Genomic DNA, 22254 nt, shown 5'->3' on the forward strand with positions numbered 1-22254 from the left:
TAGAACAGTGAAACGATGATGGTTAAATCAGAGTGGATTCGTAGTACTTGCGCATGTGAGCAGTCATCGTTTGACCAACATCTTGCACTGCTTTAGCGCCAGTAATTTCTTGGATGACTGCTTTGCCAACTGGAGTTTGGCTCGCTACGGCAACGGCCCCAACTGCAGCGCCTGCACCAATAAAGAACTTACGGCGCGATGGCTTGTTTTCTTCGCTTAAAGCAACCTTGGATTTAGTGGTCATTGCATGCTCCTATCGGATTATTCTTGATTTGCATCAAGTGTAATAGGAAATCGCATTTTTGACATATTGGTGTAACTATTAGTTATTAAGGCAATATTTATATTGCGATGCAACATCAAATCATGTCAAAGCCTTGCCCTTCGATTGCTAGAAACTCCCTAGTTAGGGCTGCGATTGGGTGATACAGATGCATCTCCGGTATGCCTTCTATAGCATCGCAAAATTCGTCATACCAGGGACGAATATGCTCATTGAAAAAACCCCTTTGATTTGTAAGGTTTGAGATCTCCACGTCATCCCCAGCGATGAGATAACGCATGACCTCACTGAGGGCTGAGATGTGGTCTTCAGTTTCAGTCACCTCTTCTGCGGCCTCAAGCCCAAAACCCTCTAAAGCCTTGCGAATATTCACTAAGGGCTTTTCATTTAGATGGCCTGCCATGTAAAAGGAGCCATTCAAAATGACATTCGGCTTACCAACACTGATGAAATTCAAATCAAACTCATCATGCCAAGCTTTAGCGGGATTATTTTTAGCGACCTCCACTACGTCCATCCAAACCTTAGCCAAGGGCGCCTCATCGGCAGCATCTTGTTGATCGGCGGTAGCGGCAATTTGATCTAAAAGCTCTTGATCGGGCGGCATCTGAAAAAAGCGGGCGATCAAGCCATATAAATCGGCCCTAGCCAAATCCTCAGGCAAGCCTACATCGCCTACTTCGGCGGATAGATTCTCTTTTGCTGCTTCTTTCGCAATTTCGCTCATGTTTCTTTTTTCACCATATCTACCACTCGACAATCACTACACATCTTCAATCGATCCATTGCAGCTCCAGCAAAAGCACCATGCGCACCAAGCTTGCTGAGCATCAAATCAACCATCTTAAGTGTTCCAAAAGGCTTGCCGCAGCTGATGCAATGGAATGCCTGGGTTTCATTCAAGGTAGTCCGTTGCTTGCGTTGCTCAACGGTTTGCAAACGAGGCATAAGGGTTAAGGCCTTCTCGGGACAGGTTTGCACGCAGATGCCGCACTGAACACACTGCTTCTCAATAAAAGAAAGAATGGGTTCATCGGGATTGTCTAAAAGCGCGCCTTCAGGGCAACAGCTGACGCAAGACATACACAAGGTGCAAGCATCTTTGTTAATTGCTAGACCACCCAATAGGGAGGACTTTGGAAGTACAACACCCATCTCCGGCAACGGAGTCTTCGCTTGTTTTTGCAAATGCTCTAAAGCTGCCTCAAGCGTTTCGCGTTTCTGATTTGATAAACCAATACTTGCAGGAGTACAGATTGGACTGAGTGATCCACGCTGACGCAATATGCCCATTGCCTTAGAAACAGTCGCTATATCTTCAGCAGAACTAGCCAAGATCAAATGAACGCGATCTTCAAACCCATACGCATTGAGAATGCTGTTTGCTAAAACTACCTGCTCTTCAAGTACTGCACGATATGCGGGATCCTCGTCTCCACTTAACAACAAAGTCACTTCCGCAAAACCATACGTCAGCGCACCCAACCATAAGTCCAAGCCAGTGGAGGCGATATGCTCAATGCCATAAGGAATCACAAATGCTGGGAGACCTTCGAATTGCTTTGGCATGACATGCGCAGACCTACCCAAGCCATCAATCATTTGCGTACCCGCTTTTAGGGTATGCAAAAGTAAGCTGGGAGCCATCGCCTGATTGATCTTTTTAGCTTCGGCGGTAAAGGCGCTCGCTACCGTTTTGAGCTCTTTACCTTGATGAGCAACGCTTGGGTAGTTGTAACGCATTGCACCGGAAGGGCATGCAGTTGCACAAGCTCCGCAACCCATGCAAAGATTTGGATTGACCTCTACAGAACCTTGGCCATTTTTAAAGATTGAACCAATAGCGCCTGTTGAACAAACATCAATACAAGCGCTGCAACCTACTTTGCCATTGCGGCCATGAGCACAAATTTTTTCGTTATAGGCAAAATATTTGGGCTTTTCAAACTCCCCCACCATCTCGGAGAGTTGATTAACTGCCAGCGCCTGCTCAAGGGGATCAACACCGGGAGCGAAGTACCCCTGCGGCGTTTGGCTCATGCGCATCTTGGGATCTACACGTAGGTCCAAAATTAAATCGAATTCTGAATTACGTTCACGCTCTTTGCGATCAAACGATATTGCACCAATGCCGGCACATGCAGTAACGCAATCGCGATGGGATTTGCATTTACCTAAATCAATCTGGAAGGAAAGATTAATGGCTCCCTCAGGACATACTTCAACACAGGCCCCACAGCGAGTACACATCTCTGGGTCAATCGGATTTTGCAACTGCCAATCTACTGAAAAGTTCCCTAAATAACCATCCAACTTGGTAACTGCTCCGGTAAAGATTGGGTAGCTTCGGGTCAGCGGTAAGTCACCGGGCTGTGTACATAAGACAGACACATCCAAAGATGGGCTTAATTTTTCAGCCCAAGGAATGGCTTGTGACCCAGCGCCGATAATTAACAACCTACCCTGGCTTTCGTAATTCACAACAGGAACAGGTTCAGCCTCTGGCATATCAGCCAAGGCCAACAGAGCCGCAATTTTAGGGCCGGATGTTTTAGCTTCTTGAGTCCAACCAGCTACTTCACGAATATTGACAAAACGCAGTGGCGCAACCAATGGCTTTTCAGCTTGGTCAGCTAGCTCACTAAAAAGTGCGCCCTCTTGCGTACACGCTATCACCAGAGAATCAGAGCCATCTAGGGCCTTTAAAAAAGAGCCGACCTCCTGCCTGCACAAGGATTGGTGAATCGGAACCCCGATAGTTTTTGCATCCAAAGGCATGGTGCCATTACAGTTGCAGACTAATTTTTGACTCATGCGCTATCTTCTTAGGTTTTTTTCTGTTCAGACTCTATTGAGACCTTATTGGGCACTTCTTCCAACTGATCTGTAGATTTTTGTTGTGTGGATGTTAAATCAGTTTGCTGTTGGGCTGTCACTGTGTCGCCCTCAAGTTGGGGGCTAGGCGCTTTGTTCACGCTTTGTTGTGATTCCTGAGTAAGCTCTTCGCTTGGTTTGCGGAAAAGGTTGAGCATATCGCTCTGCACCATTCTCTCAAGCATTCCAGGTGGCAGCGGATCCGGTTTACTGTAGTCATCAATATAAATATCCAATCCATCCATGATGTTGAAATGGGGATCGGTAAACATTTTCTTTAGGGCAGCCTGCTGAACAGCGGGGTCTACATCTGGCTTCATAAAAGCAGAAAAGTCTGGATCAAAACGATCGATCTTGACTACATCCTCTAGGGTAACTGGCGGAGGTGCGGCCTCTTGAGCGCCCTCAATGGATGTAGTCTGAGAAGCTTCTTTAGGAATCTCTACTTTTTTCTCTAGCGAGACATCTTCTTTACCAGCTTTACGCTTAGACCAACGCCCCAGAAATCCATCGGCCATTATTCCTCCATAGGGCGTTGAGCGCCCTTAAATGAAGCAGGCTTATGGCGTTTTTTAGGTTCCGGCCGATAGTTGTCATTGACATACTCTTGCAACCATGACGCATGCTGCTCACTCAGCGGAATCGTATCAACCGACTCACCGCCATCCAGCAAGCGAGCGGCTTCGTTATAACTAACACAAATACGATGGGGCACTGCAAACGAAGTCTCAGACTTTGCCAAGGAGAGTGATTGCTCATCGATATAGCGCTCAATATCTTCTTCCAAGCGCCACATGACAAACCATGCAGGAGTTGTAGCAGAAACATTGAGATAGTAGCCCTCAGCCTCATCCGGAAAGAGATCAAGTTCATAGCCTGTGAATAGCCAGGATTCACCATCGGCATCGCGCCCAAGAAACTGACCCACAATGGATTTACTTTGCTGACTATTGAATTGCCCAAAATCAGGCAACACTTCCTGAGGTACCCAGCGAAACGAGACCCATGGGTTATCGATATTCTGTTTACGCATTAGTACTGCAAAGCGCATAAATGTTCAGAGCCTCAGGTGTTTTGAATCACAATGTTCGGAAATTTACTGCTCATATCCTTAGATAGAGTAGCAACACGGATAGCGACCTGTCTAGCAATGCCTTTATAGATTGCGCTAATCGCGCCGTCTGGGTCAGCCACTACTGTTGGGCGCCCAGCATCAGCCTGCTCACGAATCGAAAGGTTTAAGGGCAAGGAGCCCAAGAAATCTACTGCGTATTCTTTACACATTTTTTCACCACCGCCAGTGCCGAACACGTGCTCTTCGTGTCCGCATTGAGTGCAAACATAAGTGCTCATGTTTTCAATAATGCCGATAATAGGTACACCCACCTTCTCAAACATTTTGAGACCTTTACGGGCATCGAGCAAAGCGATGTCTTGAGGCGTAGTAACAATGACTGAGCCTGTAACGGGAACCTTTTGCGCCAAAGTCAGCTGAATATCACCCGTGCCAGGCGGCATATCTACGATCAGGTAATCCAGATCACGCCAACGAGTTTGGCGAAGTAACTGCTCCAGAGCTGAAGTCACCATCGGTCCACGCCAAACCATAGGAGCATCATCATCAATCAGAAAACCTATTGAACTTGCCTGTAAACCATAGGCCTCCATTGGCTCAATCGTATTTTCTTCAATAGAGTCCGGTCTACCGGTAACACCCAACATCATTGGCTGGCTTGGACCATAAATGTCTGCATCCAGAATGCCGACCTGTGCACCCTCAGCAGCAAGAGCTAAAGCGAGATTCACGGCTGTTGTGGACTTTCCTACTCCACCCTTGCCGCTAGCGACTGCAACAATATTTTTTACGCCAGGCAATAACTTCACGCCACGTTGTACTGCATGCGCAACGATTTGACTGGAGATATTGACGCTCACATTTTTGACGCCTGATAATTCACGCAAGGCATTAATTACCGATTTACGAATCGAATCGAACTGGCTTTTAGCGGGATATCCCAGCACAATATCTAAAGAAATATCACCGCCTTCTACGCGGAGATTTTTAATATTTTTTGCTGAAACAAAATCCACCTTTGTGTTTGGATCTACTAGACCCTTGAGCACGTCTTGAACGGCCTCTACAGTTACTGACACTACCTTCTCCTGTGAAGTGCAATTCTGGGAATGAAGACCTAGAATTGTTAAATGTAATATTTCTTAAATAGTGGGTAGATTAATGGTGCTAGCAAAAAATTGCTTACCACCCCCAAGATCTAGGCCAAATTTGATGCGGGGAACCCTGCTTCAACAATCAACTCACTAGCCTGCGCCTCAGATAAAGTGGTTTCAAGATTGACAGTTTGGCTCGCCAAATCCACTTGAACTTTAGCCTTGGGATCCTGAGCCTGGATTGCCCGAGTTACGGCATTAATGCAGCCCCCACAGGTCATTCCGGATACTTTTAAACTCAACATATAGGCCTTTTTGATTTGAATATGGCTTGTATGGAGTAGATTATCTTCTATATGGTTCCCCAAAAAGACACTCATTCAGAGCTATTTACTCTAGATATCGGCGGGATGACCTGTGCGTCCTGTGTTGGTAGGGTTGAAAAGGCCTTAGACAAGATTCCTGGGGTAGAGGCTGCAAGTGTGAATTTAGCAACCGAACAAGCCAAAATTCGCGTAAACGCCGATTCTGGAGTCAAAATCGATGAAGTCATCGCTCTGGTACAAAAAACAGGCTATGAAGCCAAAATCAGCGCCCCTCACGCAATTCCTGAGTTAGCCCCTTCTAAATTGTTCTGGGGGGCCGATGGTCTGGGTCGCGTCATTCTAGGTTTTTGTCTTTCAGCCCCACTCTTTTTACCAATGCTCCTCATGCCTTTTGGCATTCACTGGTCACTTTCATCGACATGGCAACTATTACTTGCAACTCCAGTGCAATTCTTTTTAGGTTGGCGTTTTTATAAAGCGGGCTTCAAATCTCTGATGTCGGGTGTTGGCAATATGGATTTATTAGTCGCACTCGGCACGAGTGCAGCCTATGGATTAAGCGTGTATCAAATGATTGCATCGCCCCATGCCAGTCACGAGCTCTATTTTGAAGGTTCAGCTGTCATTATCTGCATGGTCATGCTTGGTAAATGGTTGGAGGCCAGAGCCAAGCAGCAAACTAGTGAAGCAATACGCGCATTACAAAAGCTATGGCCGGAGCATGCCAAAGTCATCGATCGTAATATTGTTATCAACGAGAACTCTGCATTAGACCAATTTCGAGATCTTCCTCTAGATCAAGTATTCCCTAAAGATCGCATCTTAGTGTTGCCAGGTGAACGTATACCGGTAGATGGAATCATCTTACTTGGCAACAGTCATGTTGATGAGTCCCTCCTCACCGGAGAAAGCGACCCCGTTAAAAAGCATCTTGGTAAAAAAGTTATCGGCGGCTCTCTTAATGGGGAGGGCCTGTTGGTGATTGAGGCCCAGGCGGTAGGCGTTGAGAGCGTTCTCTCAAAAATTATTTCTTTGGTGGAAGATGCGCAAACCCAAAAAGCACCGATACAAAAATTAGTCGATAAAGTAAGTGCAATTTTTGTACCAAGCGTGATTGGGATTGCATTTATTACTGGATTAGCGAACTGGTTTTATTTAGACTCTGCATCTGTCGCCATACTGCGCGCAGTTTCAGTTCTCGTTATTGCATGTCCATGTGCATTGGGTCTTGCAACACCTGCAGCCATCATGGCAGGCACTGGCGTTGCAGCACGCTTTGGAATCCTCATTAAAGATCCGCAGGTATTAGAGTTGGCACATCGCTTAAATGTAGTGGCCTTCGATAAGACTGGCACCCTCACCATTGGCAAACCAAGACTACTAGAAATTATTCCTTTTGGTGATTCATATGCGGTTGATGACATTCTCGCGAGTGCAGCAGGTTTACAGCTTGGTAGTGAGCACCCTCTTGCAAAAGCACTGTTAGATGCTGCTAAACAAAGGGGCTTAAATCCCATCACGCCAACAGACAGCAAAGCCCTGCCCGGCATTGGTATTAGCGGTAGGCCAAGCGCTGGCGTTTTTCTGGGCCTTAGTCTGAACCTACAAAGCATTGCATCGTTAGAAGAGAATCCCCATTACTCCGCAATACTTGCAAAGGCGCAAGCCTGTTTTGATGCCGGTCAAACTGTCTCCGTATTAATGAGTCATGAAAATCTTTCATCACCCATTGCAATCATCGCATTTGGTGATGAGTTAAAAGATAACGCTGAACAAGCGGTTGCTTCACTACATCATCTACATATTCGCGCAGTCATGCTTTCTGGTGACAATATTGCCGCTGCCCATCGTGTTGCCAACACGATTGGCATTCAAGAAGTGTTTGCACAAATTATGCCAAGTAATAAAGCGGAAATCATTCGTCAACTCCAATCAAAAGATGGTGAGCGTCAATTTGTTGCAATGGTAGGGGATGGTGTAAATGATGCCCCCGCTTTGGCAACTGCAGATGTGGGTATGGCAATGTCTACTGGCACTGATGTGGCCATGCAAGCTGCCGGCATAACCTTGATGCGAGGCGACCCCACTCTGGTAGCAAATGCTATTGATATCTCCAAGCGGACTTGGAAAAAGATTCAGCAAAATTTATTCTGGGCTTTTATCTTTAATGCTACCGGCATTCCCTTGGCCGCACTAGGATATCTTTCACCGATGCTAGCTGGTAGCGCCATGGCCTTATCGAGCTTTTGCGTTCTTAGCAACGCACTTCTACTCAAGCGTTGGCGCCCTACGCATTAACAAATAAGAAATATCGCTTACTTGCATGTTGTTGCCAACTTGAATGTTATTTATTTTTGAGTCTTGCGAATAAGTTCAATATCACCGTAATAAGCACGCGTTTCTGATTTGGTATTGTCTGTATCAGTCAATAAGGCGATACCGATGATTTGGCCGGGACTTTCACCGTAAGCACGCTTATAGTCAGCCGCTAAATCACGTTGATGCTTGTGCCACTGATCCAAATTATCCCAACCAGAATCCACCACAATCATTTTGATGCGAGAGGTATGCGCATTTGGAATGATGGTATCCACAGGGGATTTTCCAGACCAGATATACATCAATGTGGCATACGGCATTTCTTGGCCGCTAATCAGATTGGCCATTTCAAAAGTCATTTTTTCTTTTAAGGGTAACTTTGACTTATTGCCATCGAATGCAACCAAGATACGTAGCGGAGCATCATCTGCGTAAGCATCAGAATTATCAGCATTGATGATTGGGTTGATGGCCTTCCATTCCCACTGCAGCCACAAATTATTGACCTGACGAGGGCGTAACTTCACAGCCAACCCGGAGGCAGATGTTTTGGAATTAGCACTTAGCACTGTTTTACCTTGATAGTTTTCCAGGCGATACACCGTGTTCTTTTTAAAGGGTGCAATGCGGTAAAAATTCCAACCATTCGGCATGCTGGCCCGGGCAGTTTCGGCCGAGAACTTTGGCAACTCTTCTTGCGCCGGCAATTGATCCACATTAAATGCCTGTCCTGCCTCGTTTTGTACCGATTCGCCGCTCAGCCCAGCACAACCAGTCAAAAATACGACTGCGCCAAGGATTAAAAGTGAGAGGGCTTGCTTAAGCATGCCTTAATTGTCCCAAAGAATGGTCTTTGTGAGTCTAAAATCATCGAATGCGCCAACAATCACCTTCCAGCTGGGCTGCAATCTGCATCCTCATTACCGCGGTAGTGCACTTGGCCCTGGGCTTTTCAATAGAGTTTTCAGTTGATGAGGCCCACTATGCGCTTTATGCCCAACATTTAGCCTGGAGTTATTTTGATCACCCACCGTTGGTGGGTTGGATTCAGTGGCCTTTGGTAACACTCACTTCTTCAGAAGGCATTATTCGCCTCATTCCAGAGTTGTTGTGGATTCTCTCTTGTTACTTAGTTTATGAAGTTACGGTTGAAGTGCACCACTTTATTCGTGGGCGCAACGCTGGCTATCTCACCAGTGCACTGCCATCAGCAAACTTATGCGGACTAATGGCGGTCTTAACAGTTATCGCTGCACCCATGTTGCACATTCTGGCAATCGGTTTACTCCCAGATACATTGCTTGCGCCATTAAGCCTTGGTCTGATGTGGATGGCTTTGCGTTGGCTAAGCAAAGAACAATTTAGCATTGGCGATTGGATTATTACTGGCCTCCTATTGGGTCTGGCTGGGTTAAGTAAATACACAGCTGCTTTTACTGCGCTTGCATTGCTATTAGTATTTTTAAGTACGCCAAGAAAACCATGGATCACAAAAGTAGGTTTTTGGATTGCCACACTAAGCGCTCTACTCCTGATCACCCCCGTCCTGTATTGGAATTGGGCTAACGATTGGATTTCATTCAAATATCAACTTGCCCATGGTGGCGGTGGAGAATGGCTCTGGCGCAGGCTAGGCGCTTATATCGGCATTCAAATACTGGTCTTTGGTCCTCTTTTTATTTTGGGGTCTGTTGTGTTTTTAAAAGACTGCATGCACGCCACAAAACAGTCATTGCTTGCGCTCTTCGGCTTCTTTTTGATTCCATTTGCAATCTTTGTCAGCCTCTCTGGCGGAGGTGGACTTCCTCACTGGACTTCACCGGCCTGGTTCTGTCTCGCACCATTTGCCGGAATTGGTTTAGCAAAAGCTTGGGCCACACAACATCGTTACTGGATTCGCATTTTATTTTTTATTCAAATTGCTCTTTGTTGTATCGGCTTTGGATACGTATTGTCAGGTGGCATTAGTTCGACCTCAATTAAATCCAATCCGATTGCTGATTTGTATGGCTGGAAAGTGGCGGGTCAAAAAGCAGCGGACCTTGCTAAGGCCACTCAAGCCAATGGCATTGCTGTTCAAAACTGGACCTTAGGAAGTCGAGCTGCTTGGTACGCTTCGCCTATGCCAGTTTATGTTTTAGACCAGAGACAGGATCAGTTTGATCTCTGGTTTGGGGATTTACCAAAAGGGGCAAATGTACTCCTGATGAACTGGTCTGGAATGTCATACCCTCTGCCTATAGGCAATAAATCTGCATTTCAAGCCTGCGAGCCCTTGGATAGCCTAGAAATCGTACGATTTGGCCGAGTTCTATCTAAATTTGACTTTAGCCTTTGCAGTCATTGGCAAGGCCCTGCCCAAGCGGAGTAATTCCCCCAAATTCAAGACCTTAGGCGCCCGAGGCATTATCCTTACGCTTATGAGTTCACAAGCCCAACCCGCCCCTAAATCCCAATCGGGGTGGAAATCCATTCTCAAGAAGGCTTGGCCTACTATTCGCGTGCTACTCTCCGTTGCTTTGCTTTGGAAAGCAACGAGTGGAATTGATTGGCGCTTACTATTTGATACCCATATTCAGATGCAGCCTCTATGGTTCTTGGCGGCTCTAGCAAGCATGATATTGGCATTTATTTGTGGCGGATATCGCTGGGGCTTGTTTATGCAAAGGGTGGGATTTCCCCGCCGTATTCGCTCTTACATTGGCCTCTACTTTGCAGGCGGTCTCATTAACCAAGGTCTGCCTAGTACCTTGGGTGGCGACAGTTATCGCGCCATTACTGCAACGCATTTGACTAGCACCGGCAATCTCTCCGAAACCAAAAAATTAGACGATGAACTTCATCACTCAGTAGACCTTGAGCACGCCACCCCTAAATTGCGTTTAAGTTTTTCGATGGTGCTTGTCGACCGTCTTCTTGGCTTGGCGGGCAATAATTTACTAGGCGGAATTGGTTTGATATTGGGCGGCGCTACACTCGCAGCTTGGGGTCAAGATTTGGGCTACGCGGTAATGGCAGTCATGCTGCTAGCTGGTGTAGCGATTGCCCTGATACTCGCCTGGGGGCCTAGCAAGGAACTCCTGCAAAAACTCTTAGAGCGTTTCAATATGAACAACGCCATGCCTGGCATCCAGTTAGCATTTGCATGGCCCAATAATATTGCACAAGCATGCCTGGCAATTGGCATTCATTTCCTCACTATTTTGACGCTACTCTTTTGTCTTAAGGCTTACGGTGTGGATGCACCTATCGAAGGTTTAATGATTGGCTTACCTGCGCTCAGCCTGTTGCTCATGTTGCCAATTAGCATTTCGGGATGGGGCTTGCGTGAAGCCACCCTTTCATCGGTTCTGGCCTTATGGGGTGTGAATCCCTCATTAACAGTATTAGCCTCTATTAGCTACGGAGCAATTACTGTTTTATCGGTGCTACCAGGCGCCTATTTCTTATTAAAACGAAAATAATTTTTTAGAGCCAAAATATGACTATTAGTGTCAACACTATGCGCGCGATTGATCATTGGATCGGTGTACCTCTTTGTGCAATCGTTAGCCCATTTATCGCTTTGATCGATCGCATAAAGAATATATTCAATCACGGCCCAGAGACTCCAAAAAAATTACTCTTTATTGAACTCTCGGAAATGGGAAGCGCCATTCTGGTAGATCCCGCAATGCGTAATGCGAAAGCTCGTGGAGCGGAATTGTTTTTCTTGATCTTCAAAAGCAATCGCGCCAGCCTGACTTTGCTGAACACTGTTAAACCGGAAAACATCTTCACAATTGACTCATCTAGCTTAGGTGGCTTAATTAAAGATACGCTGCGCTTTCTGATACTTGCTCGCAAGCACCGCATTGATACCGTTATTGACCTAGAGTTGTTCTCTCGATTTACCGCCCTACTGACTGGCATGTGTGGCGCTCGTCGTCGCGTCGGTTATCACATTTTTCATGGTGAAGGATTGTGGCGCGGCTTCATGCTCACTCGCAAGGTGCATTACAACCCACATATTCACATTACCAAAAATTTCCTATCCTTAATTCATGCAGCATTTGCACAAAAAATAGAGGTTCCATTCAGCAAGATTGAGATTCTGGACTCTGAAGTACGCTTAGAGCAAGCCATCATCGACCCAAGCGCGCTCGAAAAGGTGCGCGAGCGTATTGAAAAAATGGCTAAAGAGGCCCGCATCAATTACACCCCGGGGAAGGATCGCCTTATCCTCATTAATCCGAATGCAAGTGATCTACTTCCACAACGTCGTTGGGCACAACAGCGTTTTTCTGAATTGATTCAAGCAATCCATCAGCAATATCCCAACGACCTCATCTTAATTACTGGCTCACCTGCTGAGTTTGTTTACGTAGAAAAAGTTCGTGCTATTGCCAATGTTAAAAATGCATTGAATTTTGCTGGACAGGTCGGCTTTGCTGAGCTGCCACCGTTGTACACGCTATCAGATGTTATGGTTACGAACGACTCTGGTCCTGGTCACTTTTCAGCCGTGACGCCATTGAGAACTGTTGTTCTCTTTGGGCCTGAGACTCCAGCCCTTTATGGATCAGTTGGTAACTCCATCGCGATCACCGCCAACCTAGCTTGCTCGCCCTGCGTAAGTGCTGCCAATCACCGTAAAACCCCCTGTCAGGACAACGTGTGCATGCAAGCCATCACCGTTCCACAAGTGCTGGATAAAGTGATTAAGCAATTGCAAGACGCTGATAAGGCAAAGGCTCGCTAAGCTAGATGAGCAAAAAAGCAATCCCCACGTTTGCGTGGTTCATTCCATTAACCCCTCTTGCGCTTGCTTGCGCAATCTTCTTTGGCGAGTTTCAAAGCAGTACTTTTTTATTCATTAACCGCTTTACACAATTACTGCCAGACACCCTTTGGGCTTGGCTTACTTTTTTAGGTAATGGTTGGGGAGTGTTTGCGCTTACCTTTCCATTACTGTTGCTTGCGCCGAGGATGCTGACTGCTGGAATTTTTGCTGGCGGACTAGCTGCATTAGCAAGTACAGCCTTAAAGGGTTTGTTTAATTTACCCCGACCTGCAGGCGTCTTGACTGATGGCAGCTTTCATCGTATTGGTGAAGCGCTACTTTACAAAGCCTTTCCGTCTGGACATACTCTGACCGCATTTGCTATTGCAAGCGCCCTGTACTTTTCCGCAGCTAAAGAAAGGCGCACCCTATTATTGCCGCTATTTTTGCTTGCCACTTTAGTGGGTCTATCACGCAGCGCTGTAGGGGCTCATTGGCTTACTGACGTTTTAGGTGGCGCAGGTGTTGGTATTTGGTGTGGAATGCTCGGGGCCTTAGCGGCTAATCGATTTCCGGAAAATCAACTGGGACCAAGAAAAATCTGGTCGCATCTGATTGCTCTTGGAGGCGTAGTGGCAATTTATGCCCACCTCACCCAAATCATGGATCTAGAGTTAAATCTGCCATTGCAATATGTCTCAATCGTAATTCTAGCTTCTACACTTCTCTTTTATGTGAAGGCGCAATTTACTCAAGCGCCTCCCAAGGCAGAATAATTCAAGATGTTTAGCTATCGACATGCATTTCATGCGGGAAGTCACGCAGATATCCTAAAGCACCTGACCTTAATTCACTTGGTTCAATACCTTCAAGAGAAGCCTGTTGCCATTACCTTTGTTGATACCCATGCAGGTGCGGGCATCTACAGCTTGCAAGATGGCTTTTCTACAGTAAGCAAAGAGGCTGACGGCGGAATCTTTCGCCTCAAGCAATATGTGGAAGCTTGCCATCGCGCAAACACCCCAGTCCCTGAGAGTATTCATGAGTATCTGAAGTGTATTGATGCCGAAAATATTGAAGGGCAACTGAGTACCTATCCTGGCTCCCCCTTTATTCTGGCGCGCCTGCTACGTCCACAAGATCGACTCAAGCTCTTTGAGTTACACCCTAAAGAGATCGATATTTTGCGTCACAATATTGGCGAACTAAAGCAATCTAAACAGATTGATATTTATGCCGAGGATAGCTTTGCTAGACTCAAAGGACTACTGCCCCCTCCCAGTCGTCGCGGCCTCGTATTAATCGACCCTTCTTACGAACACAAGCAAGACTATCGCTATCTTGAGCTTGCCATGGAAGAGGCGCTGCAACGCTTTGCCACGGGCTGCTATGCGATTTGGTATCCAGTACTCTCCAGAAGAGAATCGGCAGCCCTACCTGACCGTCTGAAAAAAATTGCTACCGCACATAAACGCTCATGGTTACATACAGAATTACGAATTGAAAATGCGCCTGGCGAACGCCGTTTGCAAGCCAGTGGGATGTTTATTCTCAATCCACCTTGGACTCTAGAAAAACATTTAGCGCAGGCACTACCTACGTTAACAAAGGCTTTAGGCGTCAATGGCGGTGGCCAATTTTTATTGAAGAGCTTCGAAGCTAAGAATTAGTCACGTAAAGTGATCATGACTTCATTGCGACGCATGAAGGGCAAAGTCCAAGGCGGGTTGTAACGCGCGAAATTAGGACTTCCCACACTGTGCAAATTACGAGACTTCATCCACTGCTCTAGTTCTAGCGTTTTCTCAGCCACTTTCTGGCTATTATAAAAACCACTAAAACTAATGACTGCCTTTTTCAACGCGGGAATTTGGCGTAATTGCACTTGCGGACTCATAGGCTTGGGTATTGATTCCATAGTATATTCAGCAGGCATCACGAACGACACTGTCCATTTTCCGGATTTAGACTCAATACCCACCGGTGCAGTCATTGCAATCTTTGCGCTCTTAACGGATTGATCTTCGACCGTCACTGGCGCAGTCATTGCAATTTTTTCGCTCACTTGATTCTGACCAAAAATATAAGCGGCAATCAAGCGAAATCCTTGACTCGAGGCCTCATCCAAATCACCTTCAACCTGCACCTCAGCAACAATCATTGGTGCATAAGAGCGGATTTCAAAAGGTGATTCTTTTTCGAGAACAGCATATTTTGGCTCTTCGGTTGCCATGACTGCTCCTGTAAGGGTGAGCGCAATGAAAAATAAAAGACTTTTAAACAAAGAGTTTCCCGCATGGGCCTCGGTAAACATTACCACTGCGCTTTAAGTTCAAATCCATATAAATTGCAATTTAAATCAGCTTGGGCACCAATAGGCAAGGTTAATTTATTGGCCTGATGCCCGAATGGCAGCCCAGTCAAGATTGGAATTGCTTCAGGCAGACGTTTGCAAATCGCCTCAATAGCGCGCTCGAACGAATACCCCTTATCGTTGTCATAAAGACGATAGGCAGAAAATCCACCCAACAATATGGCTGCTTGATTTGAAAGAATGCCTGCATCTAAAAGTTGCATCAACATTCTTTCAATTCGATATGGATGCTCATTCACATCCTCCAAAAATAAAATCCCGCCTTGCGTTTGCTTAGTGCTTGGAAGGTATGGAGTGCCAACTAAACCCGCCAGAACCGTTAAATTACCGCCCCACAATAAACCCGCGATCGGGCGTGCATCTTTTTTACCTAAGAAAGACTGAGGGGTCGATACTTGGCAATCCAGCTTTCGGTCTAGCACTGCGGCCTGGAAATGCTTCCACATAAACTCATCCGGCACTACCGGTACACCATCATCACCCAACCTTCCAAAGTCATAGTTCAACATCGGACCAGCCAAAGAAATGGCGCCAGTTTTTGCCAGCAATCCCAACTGAAAGACAGTGAAATCACTATGACCACAGACTTGCAAGCCGTTTTTAATAGCCCTTTCAATTGCTTGCCACTCAATACCGGGTAGCAAGCGATGGAGACCATAGCCCCCGCGCATAGACATCACTACAGTCTGAGGCTCTAATTTGGATATGGCATTTAACTCAGTAAGACGTTCATCATCGTTGCCAGCGAAGCGCTCATGGACACGATGTATGCAATCTACGTTTTGGATAGCAATACCTTGACGTCCAAACCAGTCAATACCAGCTAATGGACTTTTACTATCTAAGCTTGCCCCAGAGGGAGCAATGAGGTGAATAGATTTCAACGTCGCCCCTTAAAAAAATCACGCAGCAATTGACCGCACTCTTCACTCATGATGCCACCTTCAACACTGGTCTGGTGATTAATCTGTTTTGAAGAAAATATATCTAGCACGCTACCAGCAGCGCCTGTTTTGGGATCTGGTGCCCCATAAACCACTCGATCAATCCTAGCATGGAGCATAGCACCGGAGCACATTGCACAAGGCTCAAGAGTGACATATATGGTGCTACCTGGGATACGGTAATTCTCTTCGGCTAGCGCCGCTTCTCGCAAGGCCAGCATTTCAGCATGAGCACTAGGATCATGGTTTGCAATCGGCTTGTTAAATGTCCTCGAGATGACTTGGCCATCCCGAACTAGCACTGCGCCTACGGGAACCTCACCTGATTGCGCTGCCAACTGAGCTTGCTCAATTGCCATACGCATATATTGCAGGTCAAGCTCTGTTTGCGTCATTTAGACAGAATGAACGTCAGCCCAGCAATTGGGCGTCTCATAAAGACGAATAGAAGAGAGTTCTAGGCGACCACTAAAAGCTTTGCTAAACACTGGCTTCAATATTGCAAAGGCCGCGTTAGCCAAGTTCTCAACAGTAGGAACGTGCTCCATGATGACGGTTTTGTGGCTAGGCAAAGTCGACAGGAAAGTAACCAAACCTTCATCCTCTTTGGCCACTAAAAATGCATGATCCCAAAGATCTACTACATATTGGTTTGTTAAGCGCTTGATATCGCCAAAGTCGAGTACCATGCCATCATCCGCTTTACCAGGATGATCAGCTACACCACCAGTTAGCGTAACTTCAATTGCATAACGATGTCCGTGCAGATGGCGACATTGACCATCATGATTGGGGATACGATGCCCGGAGTCAAACTCAAGGCGACGGGTAATGGAGATGGCAGGCTGTTTATTTGTCATTCGGTGCTTAATTAATCCTATTTGAGCTTGGTCAACTATCGAATCCCAATCAGCTTATGAGACTGCAGACTCAACCTCCACAAGGGACGCTTTTGACATAAGCTTACTGCTAACTCAGTATTACTTTTGAGGTTATGCCCATCCATGGGCTGCAAGAAACGATTGCGATAATCCATACCCTCAAAGCGGGCCATGAGTTTTTCTAATGCCTTATGGTCATTTTGCGGGATCACTAGCTTTAACTCATCCGCTTGAAGAACAATCAGATCAGAACCAGCTTTAGGACTTACACAAACCCAATCAACTCCTTTAGGAACTTTAATGGTGCCGTTCGTTTCAATCGCCACTTCGAAACCTTTTTGATGAAGTGCTGCAATCAACTCCTCGTCTAATTGCAAGAGCGGCTCTCCACCTGTGAAAACCACATAACGCTGCTGCGGACCAGCCGAAGTGCTACGCCATGAAGCCTCGATTGCATCAGCAAGTGAGGCAGCAGTTTCAAACTTACCGCCGCCAGCACCATCGCTACCTACAAAATCGGTATCGCAAAATTGACAAATAGCAGTGGCGCGATCTTCTTCACGTCCACTCCAAAGATTGCATCCAGCAAAGCGACAAAATACGGCAGCTCTACCAGTGTGGGTGCCTTCGCCTTGAAGTGTGGGAAATAGTTCTTTAACGGTATACATAGCAGTGCACCTATTTTAAGCGCAATGCCTATTTCCAGGAGATTAACTCCCACTCCAGATAATCCTCCCAGTAGGCATTAGCCCAATAGACCCCGGGAGTGATGTAACGGCCCGAAGAACGCCGAATAACCCAGCGCCCGATTTCTGGCGCAAACCACAAGTCCTCTTGCCGCTCATTGCCGACCCTAAATAGGTCGTTGCTGACAAAATTTGGGATTTCATTATGAATCTGAAATACCAAAAATTGCCCTGCAGGAGTCTGAATGCGCTCCCATTGCGATGCAGTCATGCCAAGACCCCAGTAATAACTGCCATCAGGGTATCCCGGCACTTGATATTGGGTTGTAAAGAATTCATTCCAGCCGGCCTGCAATTGTAGGGGCCATATCGGGATAGGCTTTGAGAATTTCTGAGCTGGCTTCCAATGGGGGTCTTGCACAACAAAACCCCAGGGTGATTGGATTTCATCAGGAAGCGATCCCGCCTTAAGACTCGTACGAGCAATACGTACTTCATTACCAACGGAAACTACTCTTTCGGTGACGGTATCTACAATCTCTTGATTAAATACATTTCGAACTTGATAAACCCATTCTTGACCAACCTTGGGTGCCCTTACAACTGGAGCCAGTATGGGCTGAGGCTCAAGAATACCCCGGGGGTAGGGCTGGGATGAGATGCATGCCGCCAGCAAGACGGGCAGCATCAATAAGACAAAGCGACGTAACGTGCTTACTTGTAAGAAGTCAGCTGCCATTGAAAACTATCCTCTAAATTTGGCATGCCTAACTGGCCCTGAATCATGTACGAACCAGAGGACTCTCGTGCTACCCAGCGCCCAATACTCGGCGCAAACCAAATCGTTTCTTTGCGAATGCAATTGACCTTATTGTCATCATTGCTCTCATAGTTAATGAGGTTTTGATAACGCAAGGTTAAGAATGTTCCTGCAGGTACAGTAATCTGCTCCCAGCCATGCGCACCCATAAATTCCTGCCAGCCATAAGCCGTATCGGAATAGCCCGCAATTTTGTATTTAGTGTTGAGTTGTTTATTCCAACTGGAAGTCAGCTCTGTTGGCCATAACGGGATAGCTGGATTAAAACTAATCGTTCGAGACCATTGTGGATCGGTCTGCACAACACCCCATGGGCCCTGCACTTCATTTGGCAGCTTGCCACCGGTTTCGTCCGTACGCTCAATCACAATGGCAGAGCCAACGCTAGCAACGCGCTCAGTAATAATTCCTAGGTTTTTCCCATCAAATACATTGCGCTTGATATAAGACCACTCCTGACCTACTTGAGGGGCGCGCACTGCTGGCAAAGGTTTTGGCTGGGCAACTGGTGTCCCACGCTCATATGAGAGAGGAACGCCACAAGCGACGGGAGCTAATGCGGCTGATGCAATAAAAGTACGGCGTGATAAATTCATTGATATCTCCTACGTTAATTGAGAACTTTACAAAATAATTGTAAGTCTGATTTATAGAGGTGAGCTAGCGATACAAGGCGTTTTGAATGAAATTTTTAGGGACAGTTGTCTTGGGTATGGAGATGCCCAAACCATCAAACCAAGACTGAGTTTTGATCTCAAATCCTACGGCGTGCATATAGTTATAAATGGCCTTTTTTAGCCCCTGACCAAGGATGTCATGATCAACTCCAGTAGGATCAATAAAGGCAACATCATTCTTGGCAAAGGTGATTTCTGGCAAAGGAATGAGTTCAATTCCATACTCTTGTGGATTTTGACCTACAGGAGAATGTACGGTACAGATAAAACGATGAAAGAATCCGCTTTGTATGCAGCCATTCTCAAATAACTGTCTCACATACTCCAAAGCATCCACCGTCTCCTGTACGGTTTGAGTAGGAAAGCCATACATTAAATAAGCGTGAACCAAGATGCCGGCATCAGAGAAGCCTTTGGTAACCCGAGCAACCTGCTCAACCGATACGCCCTTTTTCATGAGATTGAGTAGGCGATCAGAGGCCACTTCGAGACCTCCAGACATCGCAATGCATCCACTCTTGGCTAACAGCTCCGCCAATTCAGGTGTGAAGGTTTTCTCAAAGCGAATATTGCCCCACCAAGAAATGAGCACCTTGCGGCGAATGAGCTCCTCAGCCAGTGCTTTTAATATTTTAGGTGGCGCAGCTTCATCGACAAAATGAAATCCTGTCTGCCCAGTTTCCTCAACAATTTGCTCAATACGATCTACCAATAAACTGGCTGACGCAGTTTCATAACGAGAGATGTAATCAAGAGATACATCGCAGAAGCTACACTTTTTCCAATAACAGCCATGCGCAACAGTCAGCTTATTCCAGCGGCCGTCGCTCCATAGGCGATGCATCGGATTAAGCATATCCAAAAGAGATAAATAAGAATCTAGCGGCAACCCATCCCAAGTGGCAGTACCAACCTCTTCAAAAGGCACATCAAGTTCTTGCCAATTGAGGTATTGCACTTGATTGCTAGAATTGCGAATAAAGGTACGCACCAATCTTTCGGTGGAGCGTTTGCCGCTGATATGCTCAAGTAAAGCAAGCAATGGCCTCTCCCCAGAATCTAGCGTAATGAAATCCACATAATCAAAGATACGAGCGTCGGATAACGCTCGAAGCTCAGTATTGACATAACCACCACCCAAAGCAATCTTGATTTCTGGATGTGATTTTTTAATTACCTGAGCTATACGCAAGGCCGCATACATTGCCCCGGGGAAGGGTACGGATAGGAGCACTACATTCGGCTGGTGACGCTCAATCGCTTTACTGGCTAACTCTTGTAAATGCAGGTCCATGAGCGTTGGTTTAGCCTGGAGCGCACCAGCCAAAGGTGTAAAGGTAGGCTGACTACTTGCCAAGGATTCTGCATAACGCACGAATTCAAAGCGGTCATCAACAGCATCACGCAATACATCAGATAAATCATTGAGATAAAGGGTGGCTAAATGACGCGCCCTATCTTGAGACCCTAAAGCGCCAAAGGCCCAAGACAAAGGATCGCCCGCCTCTTCATCATCAAATGCATCAAGAGAAGCAAAGCGTGGGCCCTCCGGTAAAAAATCCCGGGTATTGATGCGATGACTTAAAGTGCTATCGCGCCCCTGTAAGAAGCTAATCGTTGGGGCAATAGTAGATTGATAGGAATCAAAGTAGTCTAGGAAAAAATTGACGCTGGCACTGCGACTCTCCTCAGGAACATTGAGGGCTTGAGCATGAATCTCAGACATGCCCTCTGGAGTAAAGAAACTGAGCACTAAAGCTAAGGCAAGATCCTCTTGAACGGCAACAACACCACGAGACCTCAAGAATCCCGTGAGATACGCCGTAGAAGGATACGGCGTGTTCAGTTGGGTCATGGGTGGAATGAGGCTCAATACCTTCATGTTCATCTGCTATGCCCCGAGAAGGCTTAACTCTTCGGATGTGAAACCAGCTTGCTTGCGGGCCTCCATATTGAATGGGGGCTTTAAAACAGGCGCACGATATTTGGCAGCCAACTCTCGATAAGCAGTGATTGGAGAAATATTATCTTGAGTACATAAGAAATTAAACCAACGATTGCCAATCAATACATGGCCGATTTCATCATTGAGAATAATTTCCAATATCTCCACCGCACGAACTTCTTTAATTTGTTTGAAGCGATCCCGAATCGCTGGTACCGCATCTAAGCCTCTTGCTTCCATTGTTCTGGGTACCAAGGCCATTCTGGCAATTACAGAATCCGTTGTTCGTTCGACCATCTCCCACAAACTATTGTGGGCGGGGAAATCTCCATAAGAAAACCCCAGCGCATGCAAATACTCATTTACTAAACTGAAGTGATAGGCCTCTTCTTTGGCAACCTTTAACCAGTCCTCATAGTATTCCTTGGGCATATCTGGGAAACGCCAGATTGCATCTAGCGCAAGGTTCATCGCATTAAATTCAATATGGGCGAGTGAGTGCAATAAGCCCGCCCTTCCTTCAGGGGTATCCATTCTTCTTTTAGGAACAAGCTTAGGAAGCACTAATTCTGGCTTTAGCGGACGCCCAGGCAAAGAAAGGCCTTGAGCATCTATCTTATGGGCAACATCCAGAGTAATTTGTTGTTTGTGATAGCTACCAAACAAACTGAATAACTGACTTACTTTGTTTTGTGCATCAGTGCTTACTAGGATTGCGAGTGAAGCTTCGCGTAACTCAAGCATGAATATTGGCAGGCTTAAATCGCCTACCCCTTATTCCCACTCAATAACAACGTAAGTAATTTTCTCTTTATAATCAATCACTTACGTTCTCCAATATCCAAGTGTGTAACTTTTGTGTAACAGCATTTATGTAAACGTAACTTACGCAACTGTCGTAAAACACAATGATAACAACAACTTAAGCAAATTGCGGTTACACGACTTGCGACAAAAAACGAAAGTTAATAGCCTCATTAACAGGTATTACTTAAGTATGACTCGCTCACTTGTTAAGTAATCAAGTTCAGCATCAATCATTGATTTAAGTCTTGTCATTACCTTCAACCTAACAGCGTCATCCGTGTTTATGTAGTTCATATCAAACTTAAACACCAGCTTATCTTCGTTATCGTCAAAGCCTACAGTAAGCATTTCTTGTGTCATAACTGTATTTTAAAGTCTTTATGCACC

24 protein-coding genes are annotated in these 22254 nt (G+C 46.1%); 6 read left to right on the forward strand and 18 right to left on the reverse strand.

The features are described from left to right. Positions 1-22 precede the first annotated feature (22 nt). From ICN37_RS10080 to ICN37_RS10110, 7 genes are all read right to left on the reverse strand, one after another. Entirely contained in the window at positions 23-244 is a 222-nt protein-coding gene (locus tag ICN37_RS10080; protein WP_215321731.1) for a formate dehydrogenase, read from the reverse strand. Between the two features lie 115 nt (positions 245-359). Beyond that, positions 360-1010, reverse strand: a complete 651-nt coding sequence (locus ICN37_RS10085; RefSeq protein ID WP_216157200.1) for a molecular chaperone — start codon at positions 1008-1010, stop codon at positions 360-362. Next, complete coding sequence (locus ICN37_RS10090; RefSeq protein WP_216157203.1) at positions 1007-3097, reverse strand: 4Fe-4S dicluster domain-containing protein; 2091 nt, start codon at positions 3095-3097, stop codon at positions 1007-1009. Before ICN37_RS10090 ends, ICN37_RS10085 begins: the two co-directional genes overlap by 4 nt. Before the next feature lie 11 nt (positions 3098-3108). Then, the gene (locus ICN37_RS10095; protein WP_216157206.1) at positions 3109-3675 is read right to left on the reverse strand and encodes a DUF3306 domain-containing protein; all 567 of its coding nucleotides are present in this window, start codon (positions 3673-3675) and stop codon (positions 3109-3111) included. Next, positions 3675-4190, reverse strand: a complete 516-nt coding sequence (locus tag ICN37_RS10100) for a DUF3305 domain-containing protein (protein WP_323483452.1) — start codon at positions 4188-4190, stop codon at positions 3675-3677. Before ICN37_RS10100 ends, ICN37_RS10095 begins: the two co-directional genes overlap by 1 nt. Before the next feature lie 32 nt (positions 4191-4222). Next, entirely contained in the window at positions 4223-5356 is a 1134-nt protein-coding gene (gene apbC / locus ICN37_RS10105) for an iron-sulfur cluster carrier protein ApbC (protein ID WP_216157713.1), read from the reverse strand. A gap of 74 nt (positions 5357-5430) precedes the next feature. Further along, the gene (locus ICN37_RS10110; RefSeq protein WP_216157212.1) at positions 5431-5631 is read right to left on the reverse strand and encodes a heavy-metal-associated domain-containing protein; all 201 of its coding nucleotides are present in this window, start codon (positions 5629-5631) and stop codon (positions 5431-5433) included. A gap of 51 nt (positions 5632-5682) precedes the next feature. Here ICN37_RS10110 and ICN37_RS10115 point away from each other — a divergent pair, with 51 nt between their 5' ends. After that, positions 5683-7950, forward strand: a complete 2268-nt coding sequence (locus tag ICN37_RS10115; protein ID WP_216157215.1) for a cation-translocating P-type ATPase — start codon at positions 5683-5685, stop codon at positions 7948-7950. A gap of 50 nt (positions 7951-8000) precedes the next feature. Here the strand turns inward: ICN37_RS10115 and ICN37_RS10120 are convergent, their stop codons facing one another. Continuing rightward, the gene (locus ICN37_RS10120; RefSeq protein WP_216157217.1) at positions 8001-8798 is read right to left on the reverse strand and encodes a DUF3047 domain-containing protein; all 798 of its coding nucleotides are present in this window, start codon (positions 8796-8798) and stop codon (positions 8001-8003) included. A gap of 47 nt (positions 8799-8845) precedes the next feature. On the opposite strand from ICN37_RS10120, the gene ICN37_RS10125 reads away from it, so the two are divergent. The 5 genes from ICN37_RS10125 to ICN37_RS10145 are packed head-to-tail and all read left to right on the forward strand — an operon-like array spanning position 8846 to position 14403. Continuing rightward, complete coding sequence (locus ICN37_RS10125) at positions 8846-10342, forward strand: glycosyltransferase family 39 protein (RefSeq protein WP_216157220.1); 1497 nt, start codon at positions 8846-8848, stop codon at positions 10340-10342. Positions 10343-10391: 49 nt separating this feature from the next. Continuing rightward, positions 10392-11435: a lysylphosphatidylglycerol synthase transmembrane domain-containing protein gene (locus ICN37_RS10130; protein WP_216157223.1), complete on the forward strand. Its 1044-nt coding sequence runs from the start codon at positions 10392-10394 to the stop codon at positions 11433-11435. Positions 11436-11452: 17 nt separating this feature from the next. After that, positions 11453-12712: a glycosyltransferase family 9 protein gene (locus ICN37_RS10135; protein ID WP_216157227.1), complete on the forward strand. Its 1260-nt coding sequence runs from the start codon at positions 11453-11455 to the stop codon at positions 12710-12712. A 5-nt stretch (positions 12713-12717) separates the two neighbouring features. After that, complete coding sequence (locus ICN37_RS10140; protein WP_216157230.1) at positions 12718-13509, forward strand: phosphatase PAP2 family protein; 792 nt, start codon at positions 12718-12720, stop codon at positions 13507-13509. 6 nt (positions 13510-13515) lie between these two features. After that, positions 13516-14403, forward strand: coding sequence for a 23S rRNA (adenine(2030)-N(6))-methyltransferase RlmJ (locus ICN37_RS10145; RefSeq protein WP_216157232.1), 888 nt, complete (start codon positions 13516-13518; stop codon positions 14401-14403). Here ICN37_RS10145 and ICN37_RS10150 read toward each other — a convergent pair. The 10 genes from ICN37_RS10150 to ICN37_RS10195 all read right to left on the reverse strand — a co-directional run bounded on the left by ICN37_RS10150 (position 14400) and on the right by ICN37_RS10195 (position 22227). Further along, on the reverse strand, positions 14400-14966 hold the full coding sequence (locus ICN37_RS10150) for a heme-binding protein (RefSeq protein WP_216157235.1): 567 nt from the start codon (positions 14964-14966) through the stop codon (positions 14400-14402). The genes ICN37_RS10145 and ICN37_RS10150 overlap by 4 nt on opposite strands. 80 nt (positions 14967-15046) lie before the next feature. Beyond that, positions 15047-15991, reverse strand: a complete 945-nt coding sequence (locus ICN37_RS10155; RefSeq protein WP_216157238.1) for an LD-carboxypeptidase — start codon at positions 15989-15991, stop codon at positions 15047-15049. Continuing rightward, positions 15988-16446, reverse strand: a complete 459-nt coding sequence (gene tadA / locus ICN37_RS10160; RefSeq protein WP_216157241.1) for a tRNA adenosine(34) deaminase TadA — start codon at positions 16444-16446, stop codon at positions 15988-15990. Before tadA ends, ICN37_RS10155 begins: the two co-directional genes overlap by 4 nt. Then, on the reverse strand, positions 16447-16911 hold the full coding sequence (gene queD, locus ICN37_RS10165; protein ID WP_216157244.1) for a 6-carboxytetrahydropterin synthase QueD: 465 nt from the start codon (positions 16909-16911) through the stop codon (positions 16447-16449). Positions 16912-16946: 35 nt separating this feature from the next. Beyond that, positions 16947-17600 carry a 7-carboxy-7-deazaguanine synthase gene (gene queE, locus ICN37_RS10170; RefSeq protein WP_216157247.1) on the reverse strand — a complete coding sequence of 218 codons (654 nt, stop codon included), beginning with the start codon at positions 17598-17600 and terminating at the stop codon, positions 16947-16949. 28 nt (positions 17601-17628) lie between these two features. Continuing rightward, complete coding sequence (locus tag ICN37_RS10175) at positions 17629-18357, reverse strand: hypothetical protein (protein ID WP_216157250.1); 729 nt, start codon at positions 18355-18357, stop codon at positions 17629-17631. Beyond that, the gene (locus tag ICN37_RS10180) at positions 18333-19034 is read right to left on the reverse strand and encodes a hypothetical protein (RefSeq protein ID WP_216157252.1); all 702 of its coding nucleotides are present in this window, start codon (positions 19032-19034) and stop codon (positions 18333-18335) included. Before ICN37_RS10180 ends, ICN37_RS10175 begins: the two co-directional genes overlap by 25 nt. Positions 19035-19098: 64 nt before the next feature. Further along, a complete protein-coding gene (locus ICN37_RS10185; RefSeq protein ID WP_216157254.1) occupies positions 19099-20997 on the reverse strand; it encodes a radical SAM protein in 1899 nt (632 codons plus the stop codon). Between the two features lie 9 nt (positions 20998-21006). After that, on the reverse strand, positions 21007-21804 hold the full coding sequence (locus ICN37_RS10190) for a ferritin-like domain-containing protein (RefSeq protein ID WP_216157257.1): 798 nt from the start codon (positions 21802-21804) through the stop codon (positions 21007-21009). Between the two features lie 243 nt (positions 21805-22047). Next, positions 22048-22227, reverse strand: coding sequence for a hypothetical protein (locus tag ICN37_RS10195; RefSeq protein ID WP_216157258.1), 180 nt, complete (start codon positions 22225-22227; stop codon positions 22048-22050). Between the last annotated feature and the right edge of the window lie 27 nt (positions 22228-22254).

Origin of the sequence: Polynucleobacter sp. P1-05-14 (genome assembly GCF_018881675.1) — a bacterium.
In the GTDB taxonomy this organism is placed as follows: Bacteria; Pseudomonadota; Gammaproteobacteria; order Burkholderiales; family Burkholderiaceae; genus Polynucleobacter.